This is a genomic window from Streptomyces purpurascens, assembly GCF_045040895.1.
Taxonomy (GTDB): Bacteria; Actinomycetota; Actinomycetes; order Streptomycetales; family Streptomycetaceae; genus Streptomyces; species Streptomyces purpurascens.
The window spans coordinates 2,655,098-2,681,980 of sequence record NZ_CP108341.1; the positions used below are offsets into that span (position 1 = coordinate 2,655,098).

26 protein-coding genes and 1 pseudogene are annotated in these 26,883 nt (G+C 71.5%); 14 read left to right on the forward strand and 13 right to left on the reverse strand.

Annotated features, from left to right (window positions below; translation table 11 throughout):
- Positions 1-44 precede the first annotated feature (44 nt).
- On the reverse strand, positions 45-584 hold the full coding sequence (locus OHU35_RS12130; RefSeq protein ID WP_405505283.1) for a CGNR zinc finger domain-containing protein: 540 nt from the start codon (positions 582-584) through the stop codon (positions 45-47).
- Between the two features lie 86 nt (positions 585-670).
- On the opposite strand from OHU35_RS12130, the gene OHU35_RS12135 reads away from it, so the two are divergent.
- Complete coding sequence (locus OHU35_RS12135) at positions 671-1,384, forward strand: haloacid dehalogenase type II (protein WP_405505284.1); 714 nt, start codon at positions 671-673, stop codon at positions 1,382-1,384.
- Between the two features lie 40 nt (positions 1,385-1,424).
- Here OHU35_RS12135 and OHU35_RS12140 read toward each other — a convergent pair whose 3' ends face one another.
- Positions 1,425-2,285 (reverse strand): alpha/beta fold hydrolase, encoded by an 861-nt coding sequence (locus OHU35_RS12140; RefSeq protein WP_405505285.1) that lies wholly within the window; start codon positions 2,283-2,285, stop codon positions 1,425-1,427.
- 54 nt (positions 2,286-2,339) lie between these two features.
- On the opposite strand from OHU35_RS12140, the gene OHU35_RS12145 reads away from it, so the two are divergent.
- Positions 2,340-2,750 (forward strand): MerR family transcriptional regulator, encoded by a 411-nt coding sequence (locus tag OHU35_RS12145; RefSeq protein WP_189724682.1) that lies wholly within the window; start codon positions 2,340-2,342, stop codon positions 2,748-2,750.
- Positions 2,751-2,854: 104 nt separating this feature from the next.
- Here OHU35_RS12145 and OHU35_RS12150 read toward each other — a convergent pair whose 3' ends face one another.
- From OHU35_RS12150 to OHU35_RS12165, 4 genes are all read right to left on the reverse strand, one after another.
- A complete protein-coding gene (locus tag OHU35_RS12150; RefSeq protein WP_189724683.1) occupies positions 2,855-4,072 on the reverse strand; it encodes an MFS transporter in 1,218 nt (405 codons plus the stop codon).
- Between the two features lie 96 nt (positions 4,073-4,168).
- Positions 4,169-5,128, reverse strand: coding sequence for an endonuclease/exonuclease/phosphatase family protein (locus OHU35_RS12155; RefSeq protein ID WP_405509209.1), 960 nt, complete (start codon positions 5,126-5,128; stop codon positions 4,169-4,171).
- Positions 5,129-5,396: 268 nt separating this feature from the next.
- Complete coding sequence (locus OHU35_RS12160; protein WP_359895524.1) at positions 5,397-6,047, reverse strand: TetR/AcrR family transcriptional regulator; 651 nt, start codon at positions 6,045-6,047, stop codon at positions 5,397-5,399.
- Positions 6,048-6,093: 46 nt separating this feature from the next.
- Positions 6,094-7,695 (reverse strand): MFS transporter, encoded by a 1,602-nt coding sequence (locus OHU35_RS12165; protein ID WP_405505286.1) that lies wholly within the window; start codon positions 7,693-7,695, stop codon positions 6,094-6,096.
- 200 nt (positions 7,696-7,895) lie between these two features.
- Between OHU35_RS12165 and panB the strand changes: the two genes are divergently transcribed.
- From panB to OHU35_RS12180, 3 genes are all read left to right on the forward strand, one after another.
- Positions 7,896-8,771 carry a 3-methyl-2-oxobutanoate hydroxymethyltransferase gene (gene panB, locus OHU35_RS12170; RefSeq protein ID WP_189724687.1) on the forward strand — a complete coding sequence of 292 codons (876 nt, stop codon included), beginning with the start codon at positions 7,896-7,898 and terminating at the stop codon, positions 8,769-8,771.
- 131 nt (positions 8,772-8,902) lie between these two features.
- Positions 8,903-9,922, forward strand: coding sequence for an ATP-binding cassette domain-containing protein (locus OHU35_RS12175; RefSeq protein WP_184596212.1), 1,020 nt, complete (start codon positions 8,903-8,905; stop codon positions 9,920-9,922).
- On the forward strand, positions 9,919-10,740 hold the full coding sequence (locus OHU35_RS12180) for an ABC transporter permease (RefSeq protein ID WP_405505287.1): 822 nt from the start codon (positions 9,919-9,921) through the stop codon (positions 10,738-10,740). The genes OHU35_RS12175 and OHU35_RS12180 overlap by 4 nt, the downstream gene beginning before the upstream one ends.
- Before the next feature lie 20 nt (positions 10,741-10,760).
- Here the strand turns inward: OHU35_RS12180 and OHU35_RS12185 are convergent, their stop codons facing one another.
- The gene (locus OHU35_RS12185) at positions 10,761-14,042 is read right to left on the reverse strand and encodes a BTAD domain-containing putative transcriptional regulator (RefSeq protein ID WP_405505288.1); all 3,282 of its coding nucleotides are present in this window, start codon (positions 14,040-14,042) and stop codon (positions 10,761-10,763) included.
- 670 nt (positions 14,043-14,712) lie between these two features.
- A complete protein-coding gene (locus tag OHU35_RS12190) occupies positions 14,713-15,390 on the reverse strand; it encodes a DUF6578 domain-containing protein (RefSeq protein ID WP_189724690.1) in 678 nt (225 codons plus the stop codon).
- A gap of 105 nt (positions 15,391-15,495) precedes the next feature.
- Here OHU35_RS12190 and OHU35_RS12195 point away from each other — a divergent pair, with 105 nt between their 5' ends.
- Positions 15,496-16,296: a site-2 protease family protein gene (locus tag OHU35_RS12195; RefSeq protein WP_189724691.1), complete on the forward strand. Its 801-nt coding sequence runs from the start codon at positions 15,496-15,498 to the stop codon at positions 16,294-16,296.
- 9 nt (positions 16,297-16,305) lie between these two features.
- Here OHU35_RS12195 and OHU35_RS12200 read toward each other — a convergent pair whose 3' ends face one another.
- From OHU35_RS12200 to OHU35_RS12210, 3 genes are all read right to left on the reverse strand, one after another.
- Positions 16,306-16,485, reverse strand: coding sequence for a hypothetical protein (locus tag OHU35_RS12200; RefSeq protein WP_189724692.1), 180 nt, complete (start codon positions 16,483-16,485; stop codon positions 16,306-16,308).
- A gap of 92 nt (positions 16,486-16,577) precedes the next feature.
- Entirely contained in the window at positions 16,578-17,297 is a 720-nt protein-coding gene (gene npdG / locus OHU35_RS12205) for an NADPH-dependent F420 reductase (RefSeq protein WP_405505289.1), read from the reverse strand.
- Between the two features lie 38 nt (positions 17,298-17,335).
- Positions 17,336-18,409: an exo-alpha-sialidase gene (locus OHU35_RS12210; RefSeq protein ID WP_405505290.1), complete on the reverse strand. Its 1,074-nt coding sequence runs from the start codon at positions 18,407-18,409 to the stop codon at positions 17,336-17,338.
- Positions 18,410-18,527: 118 nt separating this feature from the next.
- Between OHU35_RS12210 and OHU35_RS12215 the strand changes: the two genes are divergently transcribed.
- Positions 18,528-19,136 (forward strand): hypothetical protein, encoded by a 609-nt coding sequence (locus tag OHU35_RS12215; RefSeq protein ID WP_359895528.1) that lies wholly within the window; start codon positions 18,528-18,530, stop codon positions 19,134-19,136.
- 45 nt (positions 19,137-19,181) lie between these two features.
- Here OHU35_RS12215 and OHU35_RS12220 read toward each other — a convergent pair whose 3' ends face one another.
- On the reverse strand, positions 19,182-19,415 hold the full coding sequence (locus OHU35_RS12220) for a hypothetical protein (protein WP_184596201.1): 234 nt from the start codon (positions 19,413-19,415) through the stop codon (positions 19,182-19,184).
- 58 nt (positions 19,416-19,473) lie between these two features.
- On the opposite strand from OHU35_RS12220, the gene map reads away from it, so the two are divergent.
- Positions 19,474-20,331 (forward strand): type I methionyl aminopeptidase, encoded by an 858-nt coding sequence (gene map / locus OHU35_RS12225; protein ID WP_189724696.1) that lies wholly within the window; start codon positions 19,474-19,476, stop codon positions 20,329-20,331.
- 157 nt (positions 20,332-20,488) lie between these two features.
- A complete protein-coding gene (locus tag OHU35_RS12230; RefSeq protein ID WP_328414636.1) occupies positions 20,489-21,136 on the forward strand; it encodes a biliverdin-producing heme oxygenase in 648 nt (215 codons plus the stop codon).
- A gap of 21 nt (positions 21,137-21,157) precedes the next feature.
- Here the strand turns inward: OHU35_RS12230 and OHU35_RS12235 are convergent, their stop codons facing one another.
- Entirely contained in the window at positions 21,158-21,802 is a 645-nt protein-coding gene (locus OHU35_RS12235; RefSeq protein WP_405505291.1) for a PhzF family phenazine biosynthesis protein, read from the reverse strand.
- A 41-nt stretch (positions 21,803-21,843) separates the two neighbouring features.
- Here OHU35_RS12235 and OHU35_RS12240 point away from each other — a divergent pair.
- The 5 genes and pseudogenes from OHU35_RS12240 to OHU35_RS12260 all read left to right on the forward strand — a co-directional run.
- Positions 21,844-22,225, forward strand: a pseudogene (locus OHU35_RS12240) (hemin ABC transporter ATP-binding protein); the annotation flags it as partial.
- Positions 22,226-22,299: 74 nt separating this feature from the next.
- Positions 22,300-23,448, forward strand: coding sequence for an iron uptake system protein EfeO (gene efeO, locus OHU35_RS12245; RefSeq protein ID WP_405505292.1), 1,149 nt, complete (start codon positions 22,300-22,302; stop codon positions 23,446-23,448).
- Between the two features lie 12 nt (positions 23,449-23,460).
- Complete coding sequence (efeB, locus tag OHU35_RS12250) at positions 23,461-24,699, forward strand: iron uptake transporter deferrochelatase/peroxidase subunit (protein WP_189724700.1); 1,239 nt, start codon at positions 23,461-23,463, stop codon at positions 24,697-24,699.
- A gap of 5 nt (positions 24,700-24,704) precedes the next feature.
- Positions 24,705-25,547, forward strand: coding sequence for an iron uptake transporter permease EfeU (gene efeU, locus OHU35_RS12255; RefSeq protein WP_189724701.1), 843 nt, complete (start codon positions 24,705-24,707; stop codon positions 25,545-25,547).
- A gap of 304 nt (positions 25,548-25,851) precedes the next feature.
- Complete coding sequence (locus OHU35_RS12260) at positions 25,852-26,844, forward strand: hypothetical protein (RefSeq protein WP_405505293.1); 993 nt, start codon at positions 25,852-25,854, stop codon at positions 26,842-26,844.
- Positions 26,845-26,883: the final 39 nt, after the last annotated feature.

Sequence of the window (26,883 nt, forward strand, 5' to 3'; positions counted from 1 at the left end):
TTGTGGGAGTCCGGGCGCACGGCGCGGACTCCCACGGGCGTCGGTCAGTCGGCGTCTCTTCTCCGCGCCCGATAAGCCGCCGCTTTGACGCGATTGCCGCACTCCTCCATCCCGCACCAGGCGCGCCGCGCGCCCCGTGAGCGGTCGAGGTAGATGCGGGTGCAGTCGGGGCGGCCGCACTCCTTGAGGCAGGCGTGGGGGTCGGCCAGCAAGGCGATACCGCTTCGGGCCAGTTGGGACAGTGCCGCGCGGAGGTCTCCCGACATGCGCAGTCCGGTGTCACTGAGCTCGATCGTCGGGACCGGCCCGGCGGCCGTGTCGTTGACGATTCCGAGGCAGCCCGGGTCGAAGGGGCGGTCGAGCACGCGGTCGAGAGCCAGGCGGTAGAGCGCTTCTCGCAAGGACAGCGCCGACCGGAGGGCCGTCTCGTCGGCGGTCACCCGGTCGGGGAGTCCGTCGCAGGCGGCCACCCACCGTTCGAGATCCGAGGGCCGGGTCAGGAGGTCGACGGGGTCGCCCCGGCGGGACAGGACCGTGCCCGCGAGATCCAGTGCCGGGTTGCCGCTCACGAAGGTGAAATCCACGTCACCATCTTGACCGGTGACGAGCCGGGTGGGCAATATCGTCACCTGCTGAAGTGGTGACGACCGAGCCGAGGGCAGGGGAACGCATGGGCGAGATCCGGGACATCGAGGTCGTCGTCTTCGACGTCCTCGGAACGCTCGTCGATGAGTCCAGCGGGCTTCGAGCGGCGATTCGCGAGGCAACTCCCGCGTCCGACGAGGCGGTTGTCGGCGACCTGGTCACCCTGTGGCAGCAGCACTGTGAGCACGAGCAACAACGCATCCAGCGGGGACACCGCCCTTACGCAAACACCGAGGTCATCGACGCGGAAGCCGCCCGGCGCGTCGCCGAGCAGGCCGGGATCGACGATGCGGCGGCCGTCGCCCGGCTGGCCACGGCGGGGCAGCGCCTGCCCCCGTGGGACGACTCCGTCGCCGGTCTCGGGCGGCTCGCGCGGCGGTTCCCGGTCATCGGGCTCTCCAACGCCAGTCGCACCGCCCTGCTGCGGCTCGACGCGCATACGGGGCTGCGCTGGCACCAGGCACTCTCCGCCGAGGCCGTCCTCGCCTACAAGCCGGCACCGGAGGTCTACCGGCTCGCCGTCGACACCGCCGGATGCCCACCGGAGCGCGTCCTCATGGTGGCCGCCCACGCCTGGGACCTGCGCGGAGCCCGGGCTGCGGGCCTGCGGACCGCCTACGTCCGTCGGCCGGCCGGGGATCCGCCGACGAGCTCCGACGACTTCGACGGACGGTTCGACGGACTCGATCAACTGGTCGACGCGCTGACACCGGGTCAGGTGGCGTCAGGCTCGCCTTGACCATAGGCACCAGCGGGGTCGAGACCGGCCCGGACGAGCATCACGCGTGCGGGCCGCCGAGCCAGTCGACGAGAGCGCGAGTCACACGCGCCGGCGTTTCGACAGGGGCAAGGTGCCCGGCCTCGCCCAGCAGGATCACGGGTGGACTTCCGGGGAGCAGGTCTCGCAAGCGAGCTGCCTGGTCGACAGGAAGCCATGGGTCCTGCTCACCCCAGCCGATCGTCACCGGGCAGCGCACCTGCCGCAGGCGTTCCGCGACCGGGCGAGTGTGTTCAGGCCGCAGCGCGGCGATCTGACGGTAGAACGCCGGCTGACCCGACGCCCCCAACCACGGCTGGCTCAACGCGTCCACCCAACCGGCTGTCAACTGGTGACGTGCCGCACCGGCGATGTACTCCCTGACCAGGGCCGTGTGGAGCGCGGCCGGAAGTTCCGCGAACACGTCGGCATGGTCGGCGACCAGACGGAAGAACGGCGATCCCCACGGATCGAGTGTCAGCGCGTCCCAGAGAAACAGACTCGCGTACTCACCGCCGTGAAGCAGGTGAGCTCCGAGTGCCACGGCTCCTCCGATGTCGTGTGCGACGACGTACGGCCTGTCCAGGCCCCAGTGGGTGAGCAGTCGAGCGAACCGCGACATCTGGGAGGCGAGATCGACCGGTACTGCCGGGTCCTTCGGCGATCGGCCGTAGCCAGGCATGTCCCACAAGAACACCCGATGACCGCTGCTCAGGTGCCGTGCGGCCTCCGCCCACACCTGTGACGACCACGGCGTGCCGTGGCAGAACACCACATCCCCCAGCGGAGCCCGCCCCTCGGGAGCCAGTACGTAGGTCGCGACGCTTGTCCCGTCGACGGTGACGTGGACAGGATCCGGCAGCCGCGATGCACTCGTCTTCATACGATGAAGCTAGAACCTCAGGTCGACCTGAGGTCAAGCGGGGACAATGGCCTCATGAAGATCGGAGAGGTCGCTCACCGTCTTGGAGTGGCGGTGCATGTGCTGAGGCACTGGGACGACGTGGGCGTCGTCGTGCCCGACCGCACACCGTCAGGCCAGCGCGACTACAGCGAGGAACACCTCCACCGCTTGCGGGTCCTGCGGGCATGCCAGGGCGTCGGCATGAGCCTGCCGGAGATCCGGCTGGCGCTGCACCGGGGTGAACCCGAGAGAAAGGGCGCGATCGAGCGGCAGCTCCACCGGATCCGGGCGCAACGAGCGCAACTCGAGGACGCCGAACGATTCCTCGTGCACGTGATCAACTGCGAGCACGATCTGCTCACCAGGTGCGATGCGTGCACGCGCTACGCCGAAAGCGTCCCCCTGCGGGAGAACGAGCACGTGACGCCGTCGACAACGACCTGACCCGCGTGGAGAGCAAGACCCCCCGATGAACAGAGCGGCAGCCCGTGGGACCAACCCCACGGACTGCCGCCCGAGTCACAGCACCGGCATACCACCGGCAACCGTCAGTGGTGCACCGTCTCCGCCTCCTGCGGGACGTGGCTCGCCACGATCCGCTCGCGTCCGGCGGCCGGCGCCCTGCGCCGGTCCACCGTGTACGCCAGCGCCGCCACGGCCAGGCCGAGGACGGCCAGGGCCGCGCCGGCCAGGGCCGGGGAGGTGACCCCGAAGCCCGCGGCCAGGGCGAGGCCGCCGATCCAGGCGCCGCCCGCGTTGGCCAGGTTGAAGGCGGCCTGGTTGGCGGAGGAGGCCAGGGACGGGGCCGAGGCGGCCTTCTCCATGACCATCAGCTGGAGCGGGGAGCCGGTGGCGAAGGCCGCCATGCCGAGCAGGATCACGGCCACGGCCGCGGTCAGCTCCGTACGCATCAGCAGCGGGAAGAGCGCCAGCACCACCACCAGGGACGCCAGGCCGCCGAACAGCGTGCCCCGCAGGGAGTGGTCGGCCAGCCGGCCGCCGAGCAGGTTGCCGGCGGTCGCGCCGACGCCGAACAGCGCCAGCAGCAGGGTCACGCTCGCACCGGCGTAGCCGGCGGCGTCCGTGAGCATCGGCGTGATGTAGCTGTACGCCGAGAAGAGGGCGCCGAAGCCGGCGACCGTCGTGCCGAGCGACAGCCAGACCGGGAGGGAGCGCAGGGCGGCGAGTTCGCCGCGCAGGCCCTGTGCGGTGGTGTGCTCGTGGTCGTGCGGGATCAGGAACGCGAGCGCGGCGATCGCCGCCAGGCCGATGGCGCTGACGCCGAGGAAGGTCGCCCTCCAGCCGAGGTTCTGGCCCATGAGGGTCGCCACGGGCACGCCCGCGACGTTCGCGACCGTCAGGCCGAGGAACATCAGGGAGACCGAGCGCGCCTTGCGCTCGGGGGCGACCATGTTCGTCGCGACGACGGCGCCCACGCCGAAGAAGGCGCCGTGCGGCAGGCCGCTCAGGAAGCGGGCCGCCAGCAGCCAGCCGTTGTCGGGCGCGAGGGCCGACAGGGCGTTGCCCGCGACGAACAGTCCCATCAGGCTGATCAGGACCGTGCGGCGGGACATCCGGGCCGTGACCGCGGCCAGCAGTGGGGCGCCGATGACGACGCCCAGCGCGTACGCCGACACCAGATGGCCGGCGCTGGGTATCGAGATGTGCAGGTCGTCCGCGACATCGGGCAGCAGCCCCATCATCACGAACTCGGTGGTACCGATGCCGAAGGCGCCCACGGCGAGGGCGAGCAGGGCCAGGGGCATGAGGAAGCCTTTCGAGTCTTGCTGGGGGATCCGTACTTTGTATGTTCAAGTACGGAACAAAGTCTCTCAGGCCCGCTATTCCTCGTACGGCTCTCCTCAGCCGCTTGTGGCGACCTTCACACGCGCGGCGATGGGCAGATGGTCACTGCCCGTCTCCGGGAGGGTCCAGGAGCTCTCCGGCTTCAGGCCCCTGACCATGATCTGGTCGATGCGCGCCATCGGGAACGACGCCGGCCAGCTGAACCCGAAGCCGTTGCCGGCCGCGCCCTGTGTGGAGCGCATCTGGGAGGTGACGGCGTTGAGCGCGCGATCGTTCATGGTGCCGTTCAGGTCGCCGAGCAGCACGACGTTCTTCAGCGGCTCGTGGGAGATGGCCTCGCCCAGGAACTCCGCGCTCCGGTCGCGCTGCCGGGCCGTGAAACCGGCCTCCATCTTGACCCGTACCGACGGCAGGTGGGCGACGTAGACCGCGACCTGCCCGGCCGGGGCGGTCACGGTGGCGCGCATCGCCCGGGTCCAGCCCATGTCGAGGTCGACGGCCCGCACACCGGTCAGCGGGTACTTGCTCCACACCCCGACCGTGCCCTCCACCGCGTGGTAGCGGTAGGTCGACGCCAGCGCCTTCTCGTACGTCGGGACGGCGGACGCCGTCAGTTCCTCCAGGGCCACCACGTCCGCTCCGGAGGAGGCCACGTCACGGGCGGTGCCGGCCGGGTCCGGGTTGTCGGCGTTGACGTTGTGCGTGGCCACGGTGAGGTCGCCGCCGGTGGCGGTCTTGTCGCTGAGCTGGCCGCCGAAGAGGTTCAGCCAGACCAGCGACGGCAGCAGCAGCGCGATCAGCGCGGTCACCGACCTGCGGACCACGGCGAGGACGAGCAGCACCGGGACGAGGAGCCCCAGCCAGGGCAGGAACGTCTCGATGAGGCTGCCCAGGTTGCCGATGGTGTTGGGGATGTGCGAGTGCACCAGCATGACCACGGCCAGCAGCACCGCGCCCGTGGCCACGAACAGACCGCGCCGCCACATCCGCGGGTCGCCCCGCCGGCCGCCGGCCATCCGGTCGAACAGGCGCCGAAGCCGGTTTCCCCGGCGCTCGGGCCCCGAGCCGCCGTTGTCCGTCTCCGTCATGTACGCCTGCTGCGCCATACCGTTGCCTCACTGCCTGCCGTGCACACCATCGCCCCCGTGTCATTACGACCCTAGGGGATGATCCGTTCCGTTCCCGCCGTCCGTCGACGGCCGTACGGGGGCGAGGACGAACGAGTCCGCGCGGCGAGTTCCGGTCACCGCCTGTGAAAGCGCCCTCTGTGACGAAACGCGCACACTAGGACGGCCGCGATACCGAACTGACGGGCGATGAGCTGCCGGGACGCAGCCCGTCGAGCAGCGTGTCGACGACCTGTTCGGCGAGGCCCTCCGGCAGGTCGGCGTCCGGGTGCAGGACGGCGCGCAGCAGCAGGGGGCCGACGAACAGGTCGTTGAGCAGGTCGAGGTCGACGTCCGTGCGCAGTTCGCCGTTCTCCTGGCCGCGGCGCAGGACCTCCCGGCCGAGCCGGCGGCGCGGTGCGACGACGGTGGCGTGGTACGCCGCCCAGATCTTCGGGCTGCTCTTCATCTGGGCGTGCGCGTTGTGCAGGATCGCCGACGAGCGGCTGGCCACGCCGCGCCGCCGCACCTGCTCCAGGAGGACCACGAGGTCGTCACGCATGGAGGTGCCGGGGAGCGGCGGGTCGGGCGGTTCGGCGGCGCGCAGGACGTCGACGAAGAGCTCCTCTTTGCCGCTCCAGCGGCGGTAGATGGTGGCCTTGCCGACGCCGGCGGTGCGGGCGACGCGCTCGATGGACAGCTCCGCGAGGGGCACACCCTCCTCCAGGAGCCTCATCACGCCCTCGATGATGGCGCGTTCGACGGCCTCGCTTCTGGGGCGGCCCCTCGGGGGACCGTCGTTCGGGGGGTGCCGTTCGGCGAGGCTCACGTCGCTCCGTCCATTGCTGGCTGATGAGATGCATTGTCGCGCAGGGTCACGACCGCGTGTCCGACAACTCCTTCTCCTCCTCCCCCTGCTGGGGCGCCGGGGGCTTTCCGGGCAGGAACAGCGCCACGACGACCGTGCCGACGAGGGCGACGCCCGCGCCCCACAGGGCGGTGACGTGCATCGCGTGCAGGAACGCGTCGTAGGCGGGGGTGACGAGGGTCTTGCCCTCGGGGCCGAGCTTCGCCGCGACGCCGAGCGTGGCCTCGATGGACTCGCCCGCGGTGTGGCGTACGGCGGGCGGCAGCGTGCCGAGCTTGTCCTCGATACCGGTGCGGTACGCCGTGGACAGCACCGAGCCGAGGACGGCGATGCCGAGGGCGCCGCCGACCTGCCGGAAGGTGTTGCTGAGCGCGGAGGCCGAGCCGGCCTTCTCGCGGGGCAGGGCCTGCATGATGACGACACTGACCGGGGTCATGATGTGCGCCATGCCGGTGCCCATGAGGAAGAAGATGACCTCCAGGATCCAGATGGGCGTGTCGGCCTCCAGGGTGGCGAAGGCGGCCAGCATCGCGGCGATGACCAGCATTCCGGCGGTCGTGGTGGCCTTGTTGCCGAAGCGGTCGACCAGCAGCCGGGCCCGTGGCGCGAAGATCATCTGGGCGGCGGCCAGCGGCAGCATCAGCAGGCCGGTCTGCAGCGGCGAGTAGCCGCGCACGCTCTGCGTGTAGAAGACCGAGAAGAAGGTCACGCCCATCAGTGCGAAGAACACCAGCGCGATGGCGGCGATGGCGGACGAGAAGACCTTGTTCTTGAAGTACGTGACGTCGATCGACGGGTGGTCGCTGCGCTTCTCGAACACCACGAAGGCGACGAGGACGGCGAGACCGGCGCCGATCGTCGACAGCACGGTGGCGTCGGTGAAGTCGGCGAGCTGGCCGCCCTTGATGATGCCGTAGACGAGGAGGACCAGTCCGACGACGGAGAGCACGACGCCGACGGGGTCGACACGGCCCGGCTTCGGGTCGCGGGAGTCGGGCACCAGCCACAGCATCAGCGCGAGCGCGAGCAGCACGATCGGCACGTTGATGAGGAAGACCGAGCCCCACCAGAAGTGGTCGAGGAGCACGCCGCCGGTGATGGGGCCGATGGCGATGGCGAGGCCGACGCCGCCGGCCCAGATGCCGATGGCCTTCGGCTGCTCCTCGCGCTCGAAGACGTTCATGAGGACGGCGAGGGTGGCGGGCATGACGAACGCGGCACCCAGGCCCATCACGGCCCGGAAGGCGATCAGCTCCCCCGGCGAGCCGGAGAACGCGGCGAGCGCGGAGCCGATGCCGAACACGGCGAGGCCGCCGAGCAGCACCTTCTTGCGGCCCAGCCGGTCGCCGAGCAGCCCGGCGGTGAACAGCAGGCCCGCGAAGACGAGGGTGTAGGCGTTGATCGCCCACTCCAGCTCGCTCTGCGTGGCACCCAGGCCGGTCGGAGCCGGGGTGGAGATCGTCTTGATGGCGACGTTCAGGATCGAGTTGTCGAGGACGACGATCAGCAGGCTCAGCATCAGCACACCGAGGATCGCCCAGCGGCGCCGGTGCACCGCTTCCGGTATCCGGGGGCCGGTGGGGGCGGCGCGGTCGGCAGGATTAGTCATGCCGTCGAGCGTAGAAGCATTTCGATACGAGACCGTCTCGTATTGGAATACTTTTACCGAGCTCTTACGCGCGCCGCGCAGTGGGGCTCCGGCGGAACTCACAGGGCCTCCCCTAGCCCTGACTGGCACGAGGTGCCACCATGGACGTGGTCCGGGGACGCCGTCAGGGCGCCTCGAGATGACGTGTAAGGAGCCGTGCAATGACGCAGCTTTCGGCTGCCCAGACCGAGCGGACGAAGCCCTCCGACGGCGGCAAGGCGCTGTACGGAGGCAAGGGCACCCGCCGCATCACCGTGCGCGACATCGCCGCCGCCAAGGAGCGGGGCGAGAAGTGGCCCATGCTCACCGCCTACGACGCGATGACCGCGTCCGTCTTCGACGAGGCCGGCATCCCGGTCATGCTCGTCGGCGACTCGGCGGGCAACTGCCACCTGGGGTACGAGTCGACCGTGCCCGTCACCCTCGACGAGATGACCATGCTGTCGGCGGCGGTCGTACGGGGCACCTCGCGCGCCCTGATCGTCGGCGACCTGCCCTTCGGCTCCTACCAGGAGGGTCCGGTGCAGGCGCTGCGCTCGGCGACCCGGCTGGTGAAGGAGGCGGGCGTGCAGGCCGTGAAGCTGGAAGGGGGCGAGCGGTCGCACGAGCAGATCCGGCTGCTCGTCGAGTCCGGCATCCCGGTCATGGCGCACATCGGCCTGACCCCGCAGTCCGTCAACGCGATGGGCTACCGCGTGCAGGGGCGGGGCGAGGAGGCGGCCCAGCAGCTGCTGCGGGACGCGAAGGCCGTGCAGGACGCGGGCGCGTTCGCGGTGGTGCTTGAGCTGGTCCCGGCGGAGCTGGCGGCCGAGGTGACGCGGGTGCTGCAGATTCCGACGGTGGGGATCGGGGCCGGCCCCGAGACCGACGCGCAGGTGCTGGTGTGGACCGACATGCTGGGTCTGACCGGCGGGCGCGTTCCCAAGTTCGTGAAGCAGTACGCCGACCTGCGTGAGGTCATGGGCAACGCGGTGAAGGCGTTCGCCGAGGACGTGGTCGGCGGAACGTTCCCGCAGGAGGAGCACTCCGTCCACTAGAGCCACAGCGGTACCACGGACGGCCCGCCGACCTTCCCCCAGTCGGCGGGCCGTTCCCATGTCGGGGCCCCGACACGGTCTGTCGGTGGCGTGTCGGTGGTTTGTCGGTGGGTCCTGAGACCGTCTGTCTCATGACGCGAATCGACACACAAGCCGGCGGCGCCGCGGTCACCGTGCGGGGGCTGGTGAAGCACTACGGCGAGACCAAGGCACTGGACGGGGTCGACCTGGACGTGCGGGAAGGCACCGTCATGGGGGTGCTCGGCCCGAACGGCGCCGGCAAGACGACCCTGGTGCGGATCCTGTCCACACTGCTCGCTCCCGACACGGGCCGCGCCACCGTCGTCGGCTACGACGTCGTACGGCAGCCCCGGCAGCTGCGCCGGGTGATCGGACTCACCGGGCAGTACGCCTCCGTGGACGAGAAGCTCTCGGGCTGGGAGAACCTGTACATGATCGGGCGGCTGCTCGACCTGCCCCGCAAGAGCTCCCGGGCCCGGGCCGACGAGCTGCTGGAGCGCTTCTCGCTCACCGAGGCCGCCAAGCGGCCCGCGGCGACGTACTCCGGAGGCATGCGGCGACGGCTGGACCTGGCCGCGTCGATGATCGGCCGGCCGGCCGTGCTCTTCCTGGACGAGCCGACCACCGGGCTCGACCCGCGCACCCGCAACGAGGTGTGGGACGAAGTCAAACGCATGGTCGGCGACGGCGTCACCGTGCTGCTCACCACCCAGTACATGGAGGAGGCCGAGCAGCTCGCCACCGAGCTGACGGTCGTCGACCGCGGACAGGTCATCGCCGGCGGTGCCATCGAGGAGCTGAAGGCGAAGGTCGGCGGCCGTGCGCTGCGGATACGCCCGGCCGATCCGGTGCACCTGCGGCCCCTCGCCGCCGCGCTGGACGAGCTGGGGATCACCGGGCTCGCCACCACGACCGTGGACACCGACCGGGGCGACGTCCTCGTGCCGATCCTCAGCGACGAGCAGCTGACCGCCGTGGTCGGCGCGGTCACCTCGCGCGGCATCACGCTCTCCTCCATCACCACCGAACTGCCCAGCCTGGACGAGGTGTTCCTGTCCCTCACCGGCCACCGCGCCAGTGCCCCGCAGGACACCACGCCCGCCGACGACCGTCAGGAGGTCGCCGTATGAGCGCCGCCACCGCAACCGTCCACACAGCCGAGGCGGACGCCCGTATCTCGCCGCGCGCCCACCTGCGCCACACCGGGGCCCTGATACGCCGCAATCTGCTGTGGATCCGCAAGGACCCGGAGTCGATGGCCGACGCGCTGCTGATGCCGGTCATCTTCACCCTGCTGTTCGTGTTCGTGTTCGGCGGCTCGATCGGGCAGGCGCTGGGCGGCGGGCAGGACCAGTACGTGCAGTACGTGATCCCCGGCATGATCGCGATGATGAGCATGACGCTGTCCCAGGGCGTCGGCACCGGCTTCAGCCAGGACTTCAACTCCGGTGTCATGGACCGCTTCCGGTCCCTGCCGATCGGCCGCGGCTCGGTGCTCTTCGCGAAGATCTCGGTGGAGCTGATGCGGATGCTGTTCGCGACCACCGTGCTGATGATCGTCTCCGTCGCGGTCGGGTTCGACATCACCAACTGGCCCGGACTGTTCGCGACCGTGGCCCTGTCCACCGCGTTCGCGTCGTCGATCATGTGGGTGTTCCTCACCCTGGGCGTGATCATGAAGAACGCGCAGTCCGTGCAGGCGATGGGCTTCCTGGTGCTGTTCCCGCTCCAGTTCGGCTCGTCGATCTTCGCGCCGACGACCTCGATGCCGGGCTGGCTGCAGGCCTTCACCGACTACAACCCGCTCTCCACGCTGGCGGACGCCGCGCGCGGTCTGATGGTCGGCGGGCCGGTCGCGCACGATCTGTGGGTGACGCTCGGCTGGTCGGTGGCGATCACGGCGGTGATGGCTCCGATCGCGATCCACAAGTTCCGCACCAAGAGCTGACCGGAGGGCTCGCCTTCGCGTCACACCAGGGCGGTGGCCTCCTCGGGGGAGAGGCCGCCGCCTTCCGCGTACGCGGTCTCGTAGGCCCGGTCGCCGAGCACCGCCCGGGCCCGCCGTTCCGCCTGCTCGCGGGTCTCGCGCTCCTGCCGCGCGGCGACATGGCCGGGCGGCAGGAGGCCGTCGGCGGCGCCCAGGCAGCGGGCCGCGTCGCGGGCGCGGTGCCCGCCGTCGAGGCCGGCCAGGGCTCCGGCCCCGATGGTCAGGTACACCGCCCGCATATGGGGAGCGATGACCTGCGAGCGCGGGTCGGCGGCGTGCTCCAGCGCCTTGCGGATGAGGTCCAGGCACTCCGCGTGACGCCCCTCCACGGCGTCCAGCCAGGCCTCCGCGCCGAGGATGAACGCGTCGAAGACGATGAAGTGGGCGATACGGAAGTCCTGGCGCAGCCGCCGCAGTTGCTCGCGCGCCTCGGGGACACGACTCGTCAGGCCCAGCCGGACGGCCAGGAAGAGGCGGGCGGCGGGCATGGCCTCGCTGATCGAGTCCCCGCGCTCGGCGATCACCTCGCGCAGCAGCCGCTCGCCGCGCTCGGCCTCGCCGGCCTCCAGCAGGGCGTTGCCGAGCCGGGCGGTGAGCACGGCCGTCTGACCGTGAGCACCGAGGTGTTCCGCGTGCGCGATGGCCGCCTCGTAGTCGGCGGCGGCCAGGGCGTAGGCGCCCCTGCGTTCGTGGGTCTCGGCCCGGGCGGAGAGGGCCTCCGCGGTACCCCAGGCGTCGCCGAGGCTCCGGTAGATCTCCAGCGACTCGTCGGCGTCCCGGGCGGCGTCGCCCGCCCAGTCGGTGCGGTTGGCGAGGAAGTTGGCCCGCATCTGGAGGCCGGAGGCCAGCTCCCACTCGAAGCCGGGGGTCTCCCGGCAGGTGCGGATGGACGCTTCCATGACGACGCGCAGCCGGTCCATGTCGCCGGTCAGCATCACGGCGAAGAACCAGAGCATGCCGGGGAGCCGGCAGGTCTGCGGGAGGCCGGGCTCGTAGGTCTCGGCGATGATCTGCAGCTTCTGCTGGGCCCGCGGGGTCTGCCAGGCGTCCAGTTCGGTGTCCATGCAGGCGAGATGCGCGAGGTGGATCCCGCGCCATGCCTCCTTGAGGACCTCGCCGGTCATCGGGGGCGGGGCGTCGGTGCAGCGCTGCCAGACCGGGGCGGCACGGCGTACGGGCTCGGTGAAGGGGTCGGGGCCGAGGGCCATGACCTCGCGGCACCAGGTGCGGGCCTCGATGCGCAGGTCGCGCATCTGCCAGTACCAGACGAGGGACAGTGCCAGGCAGAGCGCCTCCTGCTCGTCGCGCAGGGCGACGGCGTGGCGCAGGGCGGTGCGCAGGTTCTCGTACTCCCGCTCCAGCAGGTGGATGGCGGCGAGCTGACCGGGTCCGTGCAGCAACGGGTCGGTGGCGCGGGCGAGTTCGCGGAAGTACGTCAGGTGAGCGCGCTCGGCCTCGGCGCGCTGTCCGGCCTCGTCCAGCCGCTCGGCGGCGTACTCGGCGACGGTCTCCAGCAGCCGGTAGCGCATCTCGCCGTCGGCCGACTCGCGGGGCGGGGCGGCCACGACCAGGGACCGGTCGACGAGCGAGCCGAGCGCCTCCAGGGCGGCCGGACCGCACACCGCCTCGGCGGCGGGCAGGTCGCAGCCGCCCGCGAACACCGAAAGCCGCCGCAGGACGTCCCGTTCGTCCTCGTCGAGCAGCTCCCAGGACCAGTCGACGACGGCTCTGAGGGTCTGCTGGCGAGGCAGGACGGTACGGCTGCCGGAGGTGAGCAGGCGGAAGCGGTTGTCGAGCCGGTCGGCGATCTGGCGGGGCGTGAGCATCCGCAGCCGGGCGGCGGCGAGTTCGATGGCCAGGGGCAGGCCGTCGAGGCGCCGGCAGATCTCGGCGCACGCCTCGGGGTCGTCCTGGACGCGGAAGCCGGGCCGGGCCGCCGCGCCCCGGTCGGCGAGCAGCCGCAGTGCGACCGGCTCGGGCAGCGGCTCCACGGGCCGCAGCAACTCCCCCGGTACGCCCAGGGGTTCACGGCTGGTGGCCAGAACGGTGAGTCCCGGGCAGCGCTCCAGCAGTTCCTCGGTGAGCCGGGCGGCGGCATCGGCGACGTGCTCGCAGTTGTCGAGGATCAGCAGCATGCCGGGTCGGGAGCAGTGCTCGGCGAGCCGCTCGACGGGGTCGTCGAGCCGGTCGGCGACGGCGGCCCGGATGCCCTCGGCGCCGGCTCCGTACAGCACGGTCTCGCGGGCGCCGACGGCGGTGAGCACGGCCTCCGGGACGGCGGCGGGGTCGTCGACCGGGGCGAGTTCGGCCAGCCAGACACCGCCGGACATGGTGGGCCGTACGGTCTCGGCGGCCTCCTGCGACAGCCGGGTCTTGCCGGCCCCGCCGGGCCCGAGGAGCGTGACCAGCCGGGCGGTGGTGAGATCGCCGCGGATGGTCTCGATGTCGCTCTCGCGGCCGATGAAGGAGGTGAGCCGGGCCCGCAGGTTGCCGACGGGCTGAGCCCCGGCGGCGGATGCGGCTACGGGCCTGTCCCCCAGGCTCAGCAACTCCGCGTGCAGCGAACGCAGTTCCGGCCCCGGGTCGGCCCCCAGCCGGTCGGCGAGCAGCCGCCGGACGTCCTCGTAGGCGTCCAGGGCCTCCGCCGTGCGGCCGGCGTCGCGCAGGGCGCGCAGGCGCAGGGTCTGCAGGGGCTCGTCCAGGGGGTGGCTGTCGCACAGGGCGGTCAGCTCCGGCAGGGACTGCTCGGCCTGGCCGAGGGCGAGGGCGGCGGTGTGGCGGGCGCGCAGGACGTCCAGGCGGCGGGTGTCCCGGCGGGCCGCCTCGGCGGTGCGGTCGGGGAGGTCGGCGAGGGCCGGGCCGCGCCACAGGGCGAGGGCGTCGTCGAGGATCACGGCGGCCTTGGCGGGGTCACCGTCGGCCAGGGCCCGCAGTCCCTCGCCGGCCAGCCGCTCGAACCGGTGCAGATCGACGTCGTCGGGCGCGGCCGTGAGCCGGTACCCGCCCTCGGCGGAGGCGACCGCGTCCGCCCCGAGCGCCCGCCGCAACCGCCCGACCAGCGCCTGCAGCGCCGCCGGGCCGTCAGCGGGCGGTTCCCCGCCCCACACCTCGTCGACGAGCAGCCCCACGGGCACGGTACGGCCGGCCCGCAGAGCGAGCACGGTCAGCAGCGCACGCAACCGCGCCCCGCCCACCGAAACGACCGTGCCGTCGGTGCGGAGCGCCTGCGTGGTGCCGAGGATGCGATAGCGCACGGGGTCCATTGTCTCCGGTGGTACGAGGCCGGGTCACGACGTTCGACGGCGCGGCGGGTGGGTGGGCGGGCGGGCGGGCGGGCGGGGGTAGCTGGGCCGGGTGGCCGGGATGGGTTGGCCAGGCGGCCGGGCCGCGGCCGACGCGGCCGCCGGGCCGGGGTGGCCGGGCCCCGGGTAGCCGCGCCGAGGCCGGCTCGTCGCCGGGCCGGGGTGGCCACACGTGCGAGCTGGCAACGGCCGGGCATGGGCGGCCGGGCCGGGGCCGACTCGACCGCCGAGCCGGGTGGCCGGGCCGGGGCCGACTCGACGCCGAGCCGGGTGGCCGGGAAGGGGTGGCCAGGCAGCCGCGCCGAGGCCGGCTGGACGCAGGGCCGGGGTGGCCACACGTGCGAGCTGGCAACGGCCGGGCACGGACGGCCGGGCCGAGGCCGACTCGACCGCCGAGCCGGGTGGCCGGGAAAGGGTGGCCAGGCAGCCGCGCCGAGGCCGGCTCGTCGCCGGGCCGGGGTGGCCACGCGTGCGAGGTGGCAAGAGCCGGGCCGGGTCGCCGGAGCGGCCGGAAGGCTGGACCAGGTGGCCGGATGACCGGATGACCGGGCCGTGGGCAGCCGGGTCGCCGAGCCCGAACCAAACGGGCCGGTCAGTCGCGGCGGCCCGTCCCGCCCCGGCGCGACGCCGCTCAGGCATGATGACGAGGCCGTCCGGCCCTCGAGTGCCGGGGCGGCGCGACCGTGCTCAGGGACTCCAGCAGGGACGTCAGGGCCTCCGCGGGGATGCCCTGTGTCTCCGCGCCCGGCTCGGTGTCCTGTTGGGGCATGCCCCGGGCCGTGCGGACGGCGTGTGAGAGCCAGGAGTCCGTGCCCGGTACCTCCAGGGTCACCACCACCCCCGATTCCCGCCGCCGGCGTCCCTGCTCCGCGGCATCGTCGGCGAACCACTTCGGGCACTGCTCGACCAGCCTCAGACCCCGCTCCCCCGGGACCGGCTCCCAGGAGCGCGAGCCGGGCGGGCTCTCGGCGTAGCCCTGGGACAGCACCTGCACGGCCCGTACCCGCCCGGCGACCTGGGGCCAGGACGCGCCGTGCCGTTCGACGGAGAGCAGCCCGACCGACCGGATCCACCCACCGGGCTCCCCGCCCAGTGCCACCGTGAGGCCCGTCTCCTCCCGCACCACCCGGACGCCGCCCACCTGCTCCACCGGCCCGGCGACCTTGGTGAGCTGGTCGTGCCAGCCGCCGCCGTACACGTCGTCCGCGTCCAGGAGCAGCAGGGGCCAGCTCACCTCGTCCCCCACCGAGAACGGCGTGCCGCAGCACTCCATCTGCCAGTCCGCGTAGAACACGTGCCAAAGCCCCATGCCCCCACCCTCTCCGGAACCGACCGCCCCGCGCGAGACGTTTTCCCCGTGCGCCCGGTACGGTCGGGCAGTCCCACCGCGTGTCCGAAGAGTGCAGGGAGCCCCATGACCACCGCCACCAGCCGCCACAGCGAGCGGCGGATCAGTCCCGTGTTCGTCGGGATCATGGCCGTGACGGCGGTCACAGGATGGGCGACCTGGACCGGCTTCGCGGAGCAGCCCGGCGTCGCCGTGTTCCTCTTCGTGACGGCGGCCTGGATCGTTTCCCTGTGTCTGCACGAGTACGCGCACGCGCGCACCGCCCTGCACAGCGGCGACATCTCGGTCGGCGCCAAGGGCTATCTGACCCTGAACCCCTTGAAGTACACGCACGCGCTGCTGAGCATCGTCCTCCCGGTGATCTTCGTGATCATGGGCGGGATCGGCCTGCCCGGCGGCGCGGTGTTCATCGAGCGGGGGCGGATCCAGGGACGCTGGCGGCACAGTCTGATCTCGGCGGCGGGTCCGCTGACGAACGTGCTGTTCGCGGTCGTGTGCACGGCACCGTTCTGGCTGGACGCCCTGGACGGCGTGCCGAGCGACTTCCGTCTCGCCCTGGCCTTCCTCGCCCTGCTCCAGGTGACGGCCGCGCTGCTGAACTTCCTGCCGGTGCCGGGCCTGGACGGCTACGGCGTGATCGAGCCGTGGCTGTCGTACAAGATCCGGCGCCAAGTGGAGCCGTTCGCGCCGTTCGGCCTGCTGTTCGTGTTCGCGCTGCTGTGGCTGCCCGCGGTGAACGGCGTGTTCTTCGACGTGATCGACACGATCCTGAAGTCCCTGGGGATCAGCGACTTCGAGACGTACTGCGGTCAGGAGCTGTACCGCTTCTGGCAGGGCTCGAACGAGTTCTGCCAGGCGGCTCCGTGACGGAAGCGGTCAGTGTGTGACCGACTTCTGGGCCCTGGCACGCCGCAGGTAGTACCAGGTCATGTTCGACGACAGTCCGGCGAGCAGCACCCAGACGATTCCCAGCCAGCTGCCCTGCACGAAGGAGACCACGGCCGCGGCCACGGAGAGGACGCAGACGATCGAGGCGTAGACGGCGAGGCGGGGCATGGCGGTCGGCTCCTGTCGGGGGACACTGCTGGTACTGCGGGCACTACTGGCACCGCTGGTGCCGTCCAGTGTCCCCCATCGGCCTCACCGGCTCACACGTCGGTGACGCGCAGCCCGGCGTGCGCCTTGTAGCGGCGGTTCACGGAGATCAGGTTCGCCACCAGCGACTCCACCTGGTGGGCATTGCGCAGCCGCCCCGCGAAGATGCCGCGCATACCGGGGATACGGCCGGCCAGCGCCTGGACGATCTCGACATCCGCCCGCACCTCGCCGAGCACCATCACGTCGGTGTCGATCTCGTCGATCTCCGGGTCCTCGAGCAGCACGGCCGACAGGTGGTGGAAGGCGGCCGTGACCCGGGAGTCCGGCAGCAGGGCGGCGGCCTGCTCGGCGGCGCTGCCCTCCTCGGGCTTGAGCGCGTAGGCGCCCTTCTTGTCGAAGCCGAGCGGGTTGACGCAGTCGACGACGAGCTTGCCGGCCAGTTCCTCGCGCAGGGATTCGAGGGTCTTGCCATGGCCGTCCCACGGCACGGCGACGATCACGATGTCGCTGCGGCGCGCGGTCTCGGCGTTGTCGGCGCCCTCGATGCCGTACCCGAGTTCCCCGGCCGCCGCCTGGGCCCGCTCGGCGGCCCGCGAGCCGATGATCACCTTCTGGCCGGCCCGGGCGAGCCGGTAGGCGAGGCCCTTGCCCTGGGGCCCGGTTCCGCCGAGCACACCGACGACGAGTCCGGAGACGTCGGGCAGGTCCCAGGGGTCCTTGGCGGGGGCCTTCTGGGCGTTGTCGGTGGCAGCACTGTCGGTAGAGGTCATGGCCCCGACTCTACGTCCGCGCCGGCGCCCCCGACGGTTCAGGTCAGCTCGGTCACGGGCACCCGCCGGAAGGTGATCGTCTCGTAGGCGCCGAAGTCGCCGGTCTCGTACAACAGCCCCACGGTGTCCGGGTCGACGCGGACCAGATCGGAGTACGCGGCGGGCAGGCCGTCCACCGTGAACGCCGGGCGCCAGGTGGTGCCGCCGTCGGCGGAGGCGCGGATCGTCATCAGGGCGCGAAAGCCCGGGTCGGCGGGTCCGGAGTACAGGAGCAGGTCGGGGTCGCGGAGCTGGAGGACGCTCGCCTCGCAGACGGGAGCGGCGAGGCCGGCCTGCGGACGGAAGGGCTTCACCAGGGTCTGGCCACCGTCGCGCGAGTGGGCGTCGGCGCGGGTGCCGGGCGAGGTGGAGTCGTTGCGGGCGTTGAAGTAGACGCGGCCGCCGGGGAGTTCGGCGGCGGTGGTCTCGTTGACGTTGAGGTAGCCGTCGGTGGTGTCGTCGACGTACCCGATGCTCCAGGTCGCGCCCCGGTCGTCGCTGAGGAGGCAGTGGCCGCCGTTGTATCTGCCCTCGGTGCCGTGGTCGGTGCCGGTGGGCGGCAGGGAGTGGTTGGCGGGGACGACGATCCGGCCGGTGCTCAGCTGGATCGCGTGGCCGGGGGTGGTGGCGTACCAGCGCCACTGCGGCTTCTTGGTCTCCTGGGTGATCTCCTTCGGCGCGGACCAGGTGAGGCCCTCGTCGTCGCTGTGCCGCACCCAGACGCGGCGGCCGTCCGCCGCGCTCACCTTGCCGCGCCGGATGGCGTCCTCGGTGGCGAGGGCCGCGTTGCGCACGTGCACGAGCAGGACGCGGCCGGTGTCGAGGACGACGGGGGCCGGGTTGCCGGCGAGGGCGTCGCCGTTCTCCGCGGCGACCTGGAGCGGGCCCCAGGTGCGGCCGCCGTCCGTGGAGCGTTTGAGGACGATGTCGATGTCGCCGAAGTCGTCCCGGGAGCCGACGCGGCCCTCGCAGAAGGCGAGCAGGGTGCCGGTGGCGGTGGCGACGACGGCGGGGATCCGGAAGCTGGCGTATCCCTCGCGGCCGGCGCGGAAGGGGACGCTGGTCTCGGTCATCGGCGGGCTCCTCCGGTCGTTCGACAGCGGCACGGGTGACCGGTTGCTCTGCCCAAGCCGGGCGAATTCGTGGTGAATTCCACATCACGAGTGACCGGTTGGGGCAGGATGCGGTCGCATGGATGCCGTACGGGTCGCGCTGCTGCGGGAAGTGCTCGCCGGGACCGAGTGGCTGGGCGCCACGCGGCGGTTCGCCGGGGCGCTGCGGGGGTCGGTGGTGTCGCACGGGGGCGGGCTGCTGCTCGTCGGCACGCCGGAGTACGAGCCGTGGCATCTGGCCGCGCACCTGGTGGACGAGGCGGCGTGGTCGGGCACGCCGGAGCTGGCCCCGACGCTGGTACGGCACGACGCGCACCCCTGCGACCCGGCGCACCTGGCGGTCGGTCTGGGGCGGCTGGAGGCGGCCCGGAGGGGCGAGACGCTGCTGGTGGTGTCCCCCGAGGGACCCGGACGCGCCGCGCCACTCCTTGAACGGGTGTCCGACGCCCGGCGCGCGGGGGCGACGGTCCTGGCCCTCGGCCCCGACGCGGGCGAACTGACGGCGATGGCCCACGAGACCCTGGCCGTCCCCACCGGCTCGGAACTGGACCTGGACACGGTCCAGCACCTGGTCAGCGCGGCGGCCGGCGAGAACGCCCTTCCGACCCCGCGAAGCCGCCGCCGCTTCCGGGACAGGGTGTCGAGACTGGCGGAGCATCTGACCGCCCCGCCGCCCGCGCGGTGGTGAGTCCGGGGCGGCGTCGGCGGCCGCCCCGGACCCCGGAACGCGTGCTCAGGCGGTGTCGTCCCGGCCGCCCGCCGGGGCGTCGTGCCACTTGGGGTCGTTCTCCCACTGGAGGTTGCGCTCGCGGGCGGTCGCCATCGCGTGTTCGGCCTCCGTGCGGGAGGCGTACGGCCCGAACCGGTCCTTGTTGGGGCACTCCGGCCCCTCTTCGACCTTCTTGTGCTCCAGGCAGTAGTACCACTCACCCGGCTTGCCGACCGTGCGCTTCTTGAACAGGGCCATGACCAGCTCCTCTCGCCACCGACATGTTCCCCCATGGGCGCTGGTTAGACTCGCTGGCATGTCTGGCCAGTCGCTGCTCGCACCGGGGGAGCTGTCCCCCACCCGTTCCGTGCCCGGAAACATCCGTCGCCCCGAGTACGTCGGCAAGCCCGCGCCGACGCCGTACACCGGACCGGAGGTGCAGACCCCCGAGACGATCGAGGCGATGCGCGTCGCCGGCCGGATCGCCGCCCGGGCGATGGCGGAGGCCGCGAAGCTGATCGCCCCCGGGGTGACCACGGACGAGCTTGACAAGGTGGCGCACGCGTACATGTGCGACCACGGTGCCTACCCCTCGACGCTGGGCTATCGCGGCTTCCCGAAGTCGCTGTGCAGCTCGGTCAACGAGGTCATCTGCCACGGCATCCCGGACTCCACCGTCCTGCGCGACGGCGACATCATCAACCTCGATGTGACGGCGTACATCGGCGGCGTGCACGGCGACAACAACGCGACGTACCTGGTGGGCGACGTCGACGAGGAGTCGCGGCTGCTGGTGGAGCGGACGCGGGAGTCCCTCGACCGCGCGATCAAGGCCGTCCGGCCCGGCCGGCAGATCAACATCATCGGCCGGGTCATCGAGTCGTACGCCAAGCGCTTCGGCTACGGGGTGGTCCGGGACTTCACCGGCCACGGCATCAACAGCTCGTTCCACTCGGGCCTGATCATCCCGCACTACGACAGCCCGCACGCGACGACGGTCATCCAGCCCGGGATGACGTTCACGATCGAGCCGATGCTGACGCTCGGGACGCACGAGTACGACATGTGGGACGACGGCTGGACGGTCGTGACGAAGGACCGCAAGCGGACGGCCCAGTTCGAGCACACGCTGGTGGTGACGGACACGGGCGCGGAGATCCTCACGCTGCCGTAGCACCACCGCACGCACACCGCCCAACGGCCCGCTCTCCCCGGAGGACGGGCCGTTCCTCATGTCCGCAGGTTTTTACCGACGCCGCGTCGGGAAGTTTACCGACAACAGGTCGGCAAGGCTGTTGACTTAGGTTAGCCTAACCATAGAAAGTGTCGCCATGGAATCCTTCTCGACCCTCATTCGGACCGCTTCCCGAGAGCAGCACGAGGAGGTCAGGGGCTCGACCTTCATGAGCGACCTGCTGGGGCACAAACTGGGCGTCGACGCGTTCGCGCGCTACACGGAGCAGCTGTGGTTCGTGTACGGGGCGCTGGAGTCGGGGGCCGCGCGGCTGGCGGCGGACCCGGTGGCCGGCCCGTTCGTCCGCCCGGAGCTCTTCCGGATGGCCTCGCTGGAGCAGGACCTGGAGTATCTGCGCGGCCCCGGCTGGCGGTCGGGCATCAGCGCGCTCCCCGCCACCCTGGAGTACGCGGAGCGGATCACCGAGTGCGCCCGCGCCTGGCCGGCCGGCTATGTCGCCCACCACTACACCCGCTACCTCGGCGACCTCTCCGGCGGGCAGATCATCCGCGACACGGCCGAGAAGGCGTGGGGCTTCACGAAGAAGGGCGACGGAGTCCGCTTCTACGTCTTCGAGCAGATCCCCAACCCGGCCGCCTTCAAGCGGAGTTACTGCGCACTGCTGGACGCGGTGCCCGGTGACGAGCTGGAGCGGCAGCGGGCCGTGGCCGAGTGCAAGCGGGCGTACGCGCTGAACAACGCGGTGTTCCAGGCGCTGGGCGCCGAGTTCCCGCTGTCGGCGTGAGCCCGGAGGCCACCGCCCGGTTCAGCGCTCGAGGTGCACCCGGCCGCCGACCTCGGTCCACCCGCCCGGCTGGGGCGCGGTCAGCAGCTGGGAGCCGGCGCCCTGGGTGATGTTGAGGGCCCGGCCCAGCCGGTCGGTGAGCAGCAGGGCCGCCGCCCCGGTCGCCTCGTCCTCGTCGATGCCGTCGCCACGGCCGGGGAAGGCCCGGGCGCGGACCCGGCCGGCGGGCTCGTCCTCCCAGGCCCAGGCATAGACCCACTCCCCCGGCGGCGGTACGGCCAGATCGTCGACCTCGGCGGCGCTGCCGTACTGCCGCAGGGTGCGTGGCGGCGCCCACTCCGCCCGCGCCTCGATCCAGCAGAACTCCCCGTCCTGCCGGGCACCGACCACGCCTGCGGGGGTGACCAGTTCGGGCACGTCGAGCAGCCAAGCCGCCCCGACGCAGGGATGCCCGGCGAAGGGCAGCCGCAGGGTCGGCGTGTAGATGTCGATCACGCCGCGCTCGGGATCGTCGACGAACACGGTCTCACTGAAGCCGAGTTTCGCGGCGAACTCCTGCCGCTCGCTCTCCTCGGGCAGCACCGAACCCTCGCGAACGACCCCGAGTTCATTGCCGTATCCACCGCGCGGCCCGCAGAAGACCCGGAGTACGTCGTAGTCAGTCACGAGGGCATTCTGCCTTGAACTTCCCACCGCCACGACGACCGACAGAGAGCGCGGGCAAGGCTGGATCACCGTCCTGGAAAGGCCCACCACGAGCACCCCGGCGAAGAGCCCGCCCCGAAGACGCCGCACGACCACTCCTCCTGCTCGACGAACCGACCGCGGCGCTGGACCGGTCAAGGGCGCACGCCGGTGACGCGGTGGTCGGGGTGGTGCACGACCTGGGGCTCGCCGCTGCCCATGCGCACCGGGTCGCGCTTCTGTGCGCCGGTCGCGTCGCGGCGACGGTCCGCCCGCCGAGGTCTTCTCCGAAGGACTGCTGTCCGAGGTCTACGACCAGCCCGTCGAGACCCTCCCGCACCCCGGATGGGAGCGCTCCTGGTGACCCCCGACGAGAGCCTTGACTCCTCCTTGACTCATTCTTGAAGGCGATTTTGAGCCACTTAGGTAATCCTTATGTGGCCTTAGGTGAGCCTCACCTTCCCTTCCCTGGAGCCCTCATGCGACCCGCCAGACCCGCTTCCCTCGCGATCGCCGTCGCGGCGGCCCTGACCGCCGTCACCGGCTGCACCGAGAAGAGCAACGCCAAGGACGGCGACCAGGTCGTCCATGTCACGGCGACGGACGACAAGTGCGAGGTGTCGAAGAAGGAGTTCCCGGCCGGGCACGTCGAACTGGCCGTCGAGAACAAGGGTTCCAAGGTCACCGAGGTCTACGTCCTCTTCCCCGACGACCGCGTGGTCACCGAGCGGGAGAACATAGGCCCCGGCACCAAGCAGCGCGTCACCGCCGAGGTGAAGGCCGGCGACTACCAGATCGCCTGCAAGCCCGGCATGAAGGGCAAGGGCATCCGCCAGGCCGTCAAGGTCACCGGCGGCAAGGCCGTCCAGCGCGACCCGCGCCTGGACAAGGCCGTCGCGGCCTACCGCGCCTACGCCCAGACCCAGGCCGACGAGACGCTGCCCAAGGCCGAGACGTTCGCGCAGGCCGTCAAGGACGGCGACCTCGACGCCGCGAAGAAGGCGTACGCCCCCTCCCGCATCGGCTGGGAGCGCACCGAGCCGGTCGCCGAGTCCTTCGGCGACATCGACCCGAAGGTCGACGTCCGCGAGGACGGCCTGGAGGACGGCCAGGACCCGGCCACCGACTGGACCGGCTGGCACCGCCTGGAGAAGGCCCTCTGGCAGGACAAGAAGATCGGCGACCGCGAGAAGGAACTCGCCGGCACGCTCATCACCGACCTGAAGGACTGGCAGAAGCGGGTCGGCAAGGCCGAGATCACCCCCACCTCCATGGCCAACGGCGCCAAGGAACTCCTCGACGAGGTCGCCACCGGCAAGGTCACCGGCGAGGAGGAGCGCTACTCGCACACCGACCTGGTCGACTTCAAGGCCAACGTCGAGGGCGCACAGCAGTCGTACGAGCTGCTGAAGCCGGTCGCGAAGGAGAACGACGCGGCCCTCGTCACCGAACTCGACAAGCAGTTCGCCGCCCTCGACACACTGCTCGACAAGTACCGCCCGAACACCACGTCCTACGACTTCACCTCGTACGACAAGGTCGGCGAGGCGGACCGCAAGGAGCTGTCGGACGCGGTGAACGCCCTGGCGGAGCCGCTGTCCAAGCTCGCCGCAGCGGTCGCCGAGTAACGGGACGCCACCATGACGGACACCAGCACACCGCCCCCTTCCCGCCGTTCGCTGCTCGGCTGGGGCGGCGCGGGCCTCGCGCTCGGCGCCGCCGCGGCCGGCGGAGCGGTCGCGATGGCCCGCGACGACGACGAAGCCCCAGCAGGCCCCGGAGCCGCGGTCCCCTTCCACGGCATGCACCAGGCGGGCATCGCCACCCCGGTACAGGACCGCCTGCACTTCGCCGCGTTCGACGTGACGACCGACGACCGGGCGCAGTTCGTCCAGTTGCTGAAGGACTGGACGGACGCGGCCCGGCGGATGACGGCCGGACACCCGGTGGGCGAGGGCGCCTACGGCGGCCTGCCCGAGGCGCCCCCCGACGACACGGGCGAGGCCCTGGGCCTCAGGCCCTCCCGCCTGACGCTCACGATCGGCTTCGGCCCGTCCCTCTTCGAGAAGTTCGACCTCGCGGACCACCGCCCCGAAGCGCTGGTCGACCTGCCGAAGTTCGCGGGCGACAACCTCGACGGCACCCGCAGCGGCGGCGACCTGTGCGTCCAGGCCTGCGCGGACGATCCGCAGGTGGCCGTACACGCCATCCGCAACCTGGCCCGCATCGGATTCGGCAAGGTGGTCATCCGCTGGTCGCAGCTCGGCTTCGGCAAGACGTCGTCGACGACGCCCGAGGCGCAGACCCCGCGCAACCTGATGGGCTTCAAGGACGGCACGCGCAACATAGCGGGCACGGAGACGGACCGTCTGCGCAAGCACGTCTGGGTGTCCGAGAAGGCAGGTCCGGCCTGGATGACAGGCGGCTCCTACCTTGTCGCCCGCCGCATCCGCATGCACGTCGAGCCATGGGACCGCACCTCGCTCCAGGAGCAGGAGGACATCTTCGGCCGCGACAAGGGCGAGGGCGCCCCGGTCGGCAAGGCGAAGGAGCGCGACGAGCCGTTCCTGAAGGCGATGAAGCCCGACGCGCACGTCCGGCTCGCGCACCCCGACTCCAACCACGGGGCGACGATCCTGCGCCGCGGCTACTCCTTCACCGACGGCACGGACGGTCTGGGCCGCCTGGACGCGGGCCTGTTCTTCCTGGCCTACCAGCGGGACGTCCGCGAGGGCTTCATCCCGATCCAGCGCAACCTGGCAACGGACGCGCTCAACGAGTACATCCAGCACGTGGGTTCGGCGCTCTTCGCGATCCCGCCGGGCGTCCGCGACAAGGACGACTGGTGGGGCCGGACGCTGTTCTCCGGGGAGGCCTAGACCCGATGTTCTCCAACTACCTGATCGGCCTGCGCGAGGGTCTGGAGGCGAGCCTGGTCGTCTGCATCCTCATCGCCTACCTGGTCAAGACGGACCGCAGGGACGCCCTGAAGCCGATCTGGGCCGGCATCGGCGTGGCGGTGGCCCTCGCGCTCGGCTTCGGCTGCGCGCTCGAATTCGGCTCCCAGGAGCTGACGTTCCAGGCCCAGGAGGCGCTGGGCGGTTCCCTGTCGATCCTCGCGGTCGGTCTGGTGACGTGGATGGTGTTCTGGATGCGCCGCACGGCCCGCCACCTCAAGTCGGAGCTGCACGGCAGGCTGGACGCGGCCCTGGCGATGGGCACGGGCGCGCTGGTCGCCACGGCCTTCCTCGCGGTCGGCCGGGAGGGCCTGGAAACGGCCCTGTTCGTCTGGGCCTCGGTCCACGCGGCGAGCGACGGCACGCCGCGGCCGCTGGTCGGTGTGGGTCTGGGCCTTGCGACAGCGGTCGCTCTGGGCTGGCTGTTCTACCGGGGCGCGCTGCGCATCAACCTGGCGAAGTTCTTCACGTGGACCGGCGGCATGCTCGTGGTCGTCGCCGCGGGTGTCTTGGCGTACGGCTTCCACGACCTCCAGGAGGCCGACTTCCTGCCCGGCCTCACGAACAAGGCCTTCGACATCTCCGGCACGATCCCTCCGGACAGCTGGTACGGCACGCTCCTCAAGGGCGTGTTCAACTTCCAGCCCGACCCGACGGTCCTCCAGGTGACGGTGTGGCTCCTGTACCTGATCCCGACCCTGGCGCTGTTCCTGGCGCCAACGGGCCTCGGACAACGCCGGACGCCGACAACGGCGGCCCGCGACAGCTGAGGCCGGGTGGGTGCGCAGCTCGGCGCGACGAGGTGCCGCTGCGCCCACCCGTGCCGCCCCTAGCGGCACGCATGCCCGCAGCTGGGTACGCACGGAAGGGGACGTGTCGGGGGGTGTCCGCCCGCAGCGGTTGGCGCGTCAACGCCAGTCAATTGGTCTCTCACCTCATCGCGCCGTTCCGAGGACGGACACCCCCCGACACGGCCCCGACCCACCACCGGCGAGCAGGCGCACCCACCCCGCCCCAACCGCCGGAGGCACCCGGTAGGGTTCGCCTCCGGAAAGGGGAAGGTGAAGGCACCCGATGATCAGGGATCGCGACCCTCGAACACTCCGCACGCTTGGCCGGAGGACCCTCATATCAGCCTCGGTGACCGCTTTGTCGCTGACGGCGAGCGGATGCGTCGTCGTGCACGGTGAGCGGGAGATCCTCCCGTCGACCACCCGCGCCGAAGCCGCCAAGGCCCTCCAGGAGTTCACGACCGCGTACAACGACGCGGACAAGGCCTACGACGCCTCCCTGGACGCCGAGCACACCACCGGCGCCCTCGCCGACATCGACTCGGCGCGCCTGAAGGCCGGCCAGAGGAACAACCCGGGCGGCAACCCGAACCACTCGCCGCTGAAGCTGACGGACGCGAAGTTCACGATCCCGAAGAAGGCCGGCTGGCCCCGCTGGTTCGTCGTCGACGCCGCCGGCAACAAGGGCGGCACCGCCCGCTGGCTGCTCGTGTTCACCCGCAGCAGCCTCGACGACCCGTTCCAGGTCGCGTACCTGACCCTCGTCGCCCCCGGCAAGGTCCCGGAGTTCAAGAAGGACGCGGACGGCTGGGCCGAGTCGGTCCCCGTGAACTCGACGAGCGTGGCGGCCAAGCCCGGCGACCTGAGCCAGACGTACACGACGTACCTCAAGAGCGGCGGAGCCGCCTTCGCGGACGGCGCGCACACCAGCCAGTGGCGTGCCCTGCGCGAGAAGAACACCAAGAGGCCGGGCCTGGTCACCCAGTACATCGACGAGCCGCTGACGAACGGCGACTACGGACCGCTGGCGCTGCGCACGACGGACGGCGGCGCACTGGTGTTCTTCACCACGCGGCACTACGAGAAGCAGACGGCCTACGCGGGCACGACGTTCCCGACCCCGAACAAGGACGTGCTCGCCCTGACGAAGGGCGAGATCAAGCAGTCCCTCACGCTGGAGTTCGTCTCCAACGAGGTGGCGCTGGATCCGAAGGGCCAGGGCAAGGTGACGATCCTGGGCCGGATCCAGGGAATGACCTCCGCGGAGGGCTCGTAGCCCTGGGCCTGGGCCGACTCAGGGCCTCAACACCGGCTC

Excerpts from the sequence above, each read along its gene's own strand:
- OHU35_RS12210 (WP_405505290.1), bottom strand. The coding sequence starts at position 18,409 with ATGACCGAGACCAGCGTCCCCTTCCGCGCCGGCCGCGAGGGATACGCC.
- panB (WP_189724687.1), top strand. The coding sequence starts at position 7,896 with ATGACGCAGCTTTCGGCTGCCCAGACCGAGCGGACGAAGCCCTCCGAC.
- OHU35_RS12230 (WP_328414636.1), top strand. The coding sequence starts at position 20,489 with ATGGAATCCTTCTCGACCCTCATTCGGACCGCTTCCCGAGAGCAGCAC.
- OHU35_RS12155 (WP_405509209.1), bottom strand. The coding sequence starts at position 5,128 with ATGGCCGGCGGCCGGCGGGGCGACCCGCGGATGTGGCGGCGCGGTCTG.
- OHU35_RS12190 (WP_189724690.1), bottom strand. The coding sequence starts at position 15,390 with ATGGGGCTTTGGCACGTGTTCTACGCGGACTGGCAGATGGAGTGCTGC.
- efeB (WP_189724700.1), top strand. The coding sequence starts at position 23,461 with ATGACGGACACCAGCACACCGCCCCCTTCCCGCCGTTCGCTGCTCGGC.
- OHU35_RS12180 (WP_405505287.1), top strand. The coding sequence starts at position 9,919 with ATGAGCGCCGCCACCGCAACCGTCCACACAGCCGAGGCGGACGCCCGT.
- OHU35_RS12185 (WP_405505288.1), bottom strand. The coding sequence starts at position 14,042 with ATGGACCCCGTGCGCTATCGCATCCTCGGCACCACGCAGGCGCTCCGC.
- OHU35_RS12195 (WP_189724691.1), top strand. The coding sequence starts at position 15,496 with ATGACCACCGCCACCAGCCGCCACAGCGAGCGGCGGATCAGTCCCGTG.
- OHU35_RS12165 (WP_405505286.1), bottom strand. The coding sequence starts at position 7,695 with ATGACTAATCCTGCCGACCGCGCCGCCCCCACCGGCCCCCGGATACCG.
- OHU35_RS12175 (WP_184596212.1), top strand. The coding sequence starts at position 8,903 with ATGACGCGAATCGACACACAAGCCGGCGGCGCCGCGGTCACCGTGCGG.
- map (WP_189724696.1), top strand. The coding sequence starts at position 19,474 with ATGTCTGGCCAGTCGCTGCTCGCACCGGGGGAGCTGTCCCCCACCCGT.
- OHU35_RS12200 (WP_189724692.1), bottom strand. The coding sequence starts at position 16,485 with ATGCCCCGCCTCGCCGTCTACGCCTCGATCGTCTGCGTCCTCTCCGTG.
- npdG (WP_405505289.1), bottom strand. The coding sequence starts at position 17,297 with ATGACCTCTACCGACAGTGCTGCCACCGACAACGCCCAGAAGGCCCCC.
- OHU35_RS12150 (WP_189724683.1), bottom strand. The coding sequence starts at position 4,072 with ATGCCCCTGGCCCTGCTCGCCCTCGCCGTGGGCGCCTTCGGCATCGGT.
- OHU35_RS12215 (WP_359895528.1), top strand. The coding sequence starts at position 18,528 with ATGGATGCCGTACGGGTCGCGCTGCTGCGGGAAGTGCTCGCCGGGACC.
- efeU (WP_189724701.1), top strand. The coding sequence starts at position 24,705 with ATGTTCTCCAACTACCTGATCGGCCTGCGCGAGGGTCTGGAGGCGAGC.
- OHU35_RS12135 (WP_405505284.1), top strand. The coding sequence starts at position 671 with ATGGGCGAGATCCGGGACATCGAGGTCGTCGTCTTCGACGTCCTCGGA.
- OHU35_RS12140 (WP_405505285.1), bottom strand. The coding sequence starts at position 2,285 with ATGAAGACGAGTGCATCGCGGCTGCCGGATCCTGTCCACGTCACCGTC.
- OHU35_RS12145 (WP_189724682.1), top strand. The coding sequence starts at position 2,340 with ATGAAGATCGGAGAGGTCGCTCACCGTCTTGGAGTGGCGGTGCATGTG.
- OHU35_RS12260 (WP_405505293.1), top strand. The coding sequence starts at position 25,852 with ATGATCAGGGATCGCGACCCTCGAACACTCCGCACGCTTGGCCGGAGG.
- OHU35_RS12220 (WP_184596201.1), bottom strand. The coding sequence starts at position 19,415 with ATGGCCCTGTTCAAGAAGCGCACGGTCGGCAAGCCGGGTGAGTGGTAC.
- efeO (WP_405505292.1), top strand. The coding sequence starts at position 22,300 with ATGCGACCCGCCAGACCCGCTTCCCTCGCGATCGCCGTCGCGGCGGCC.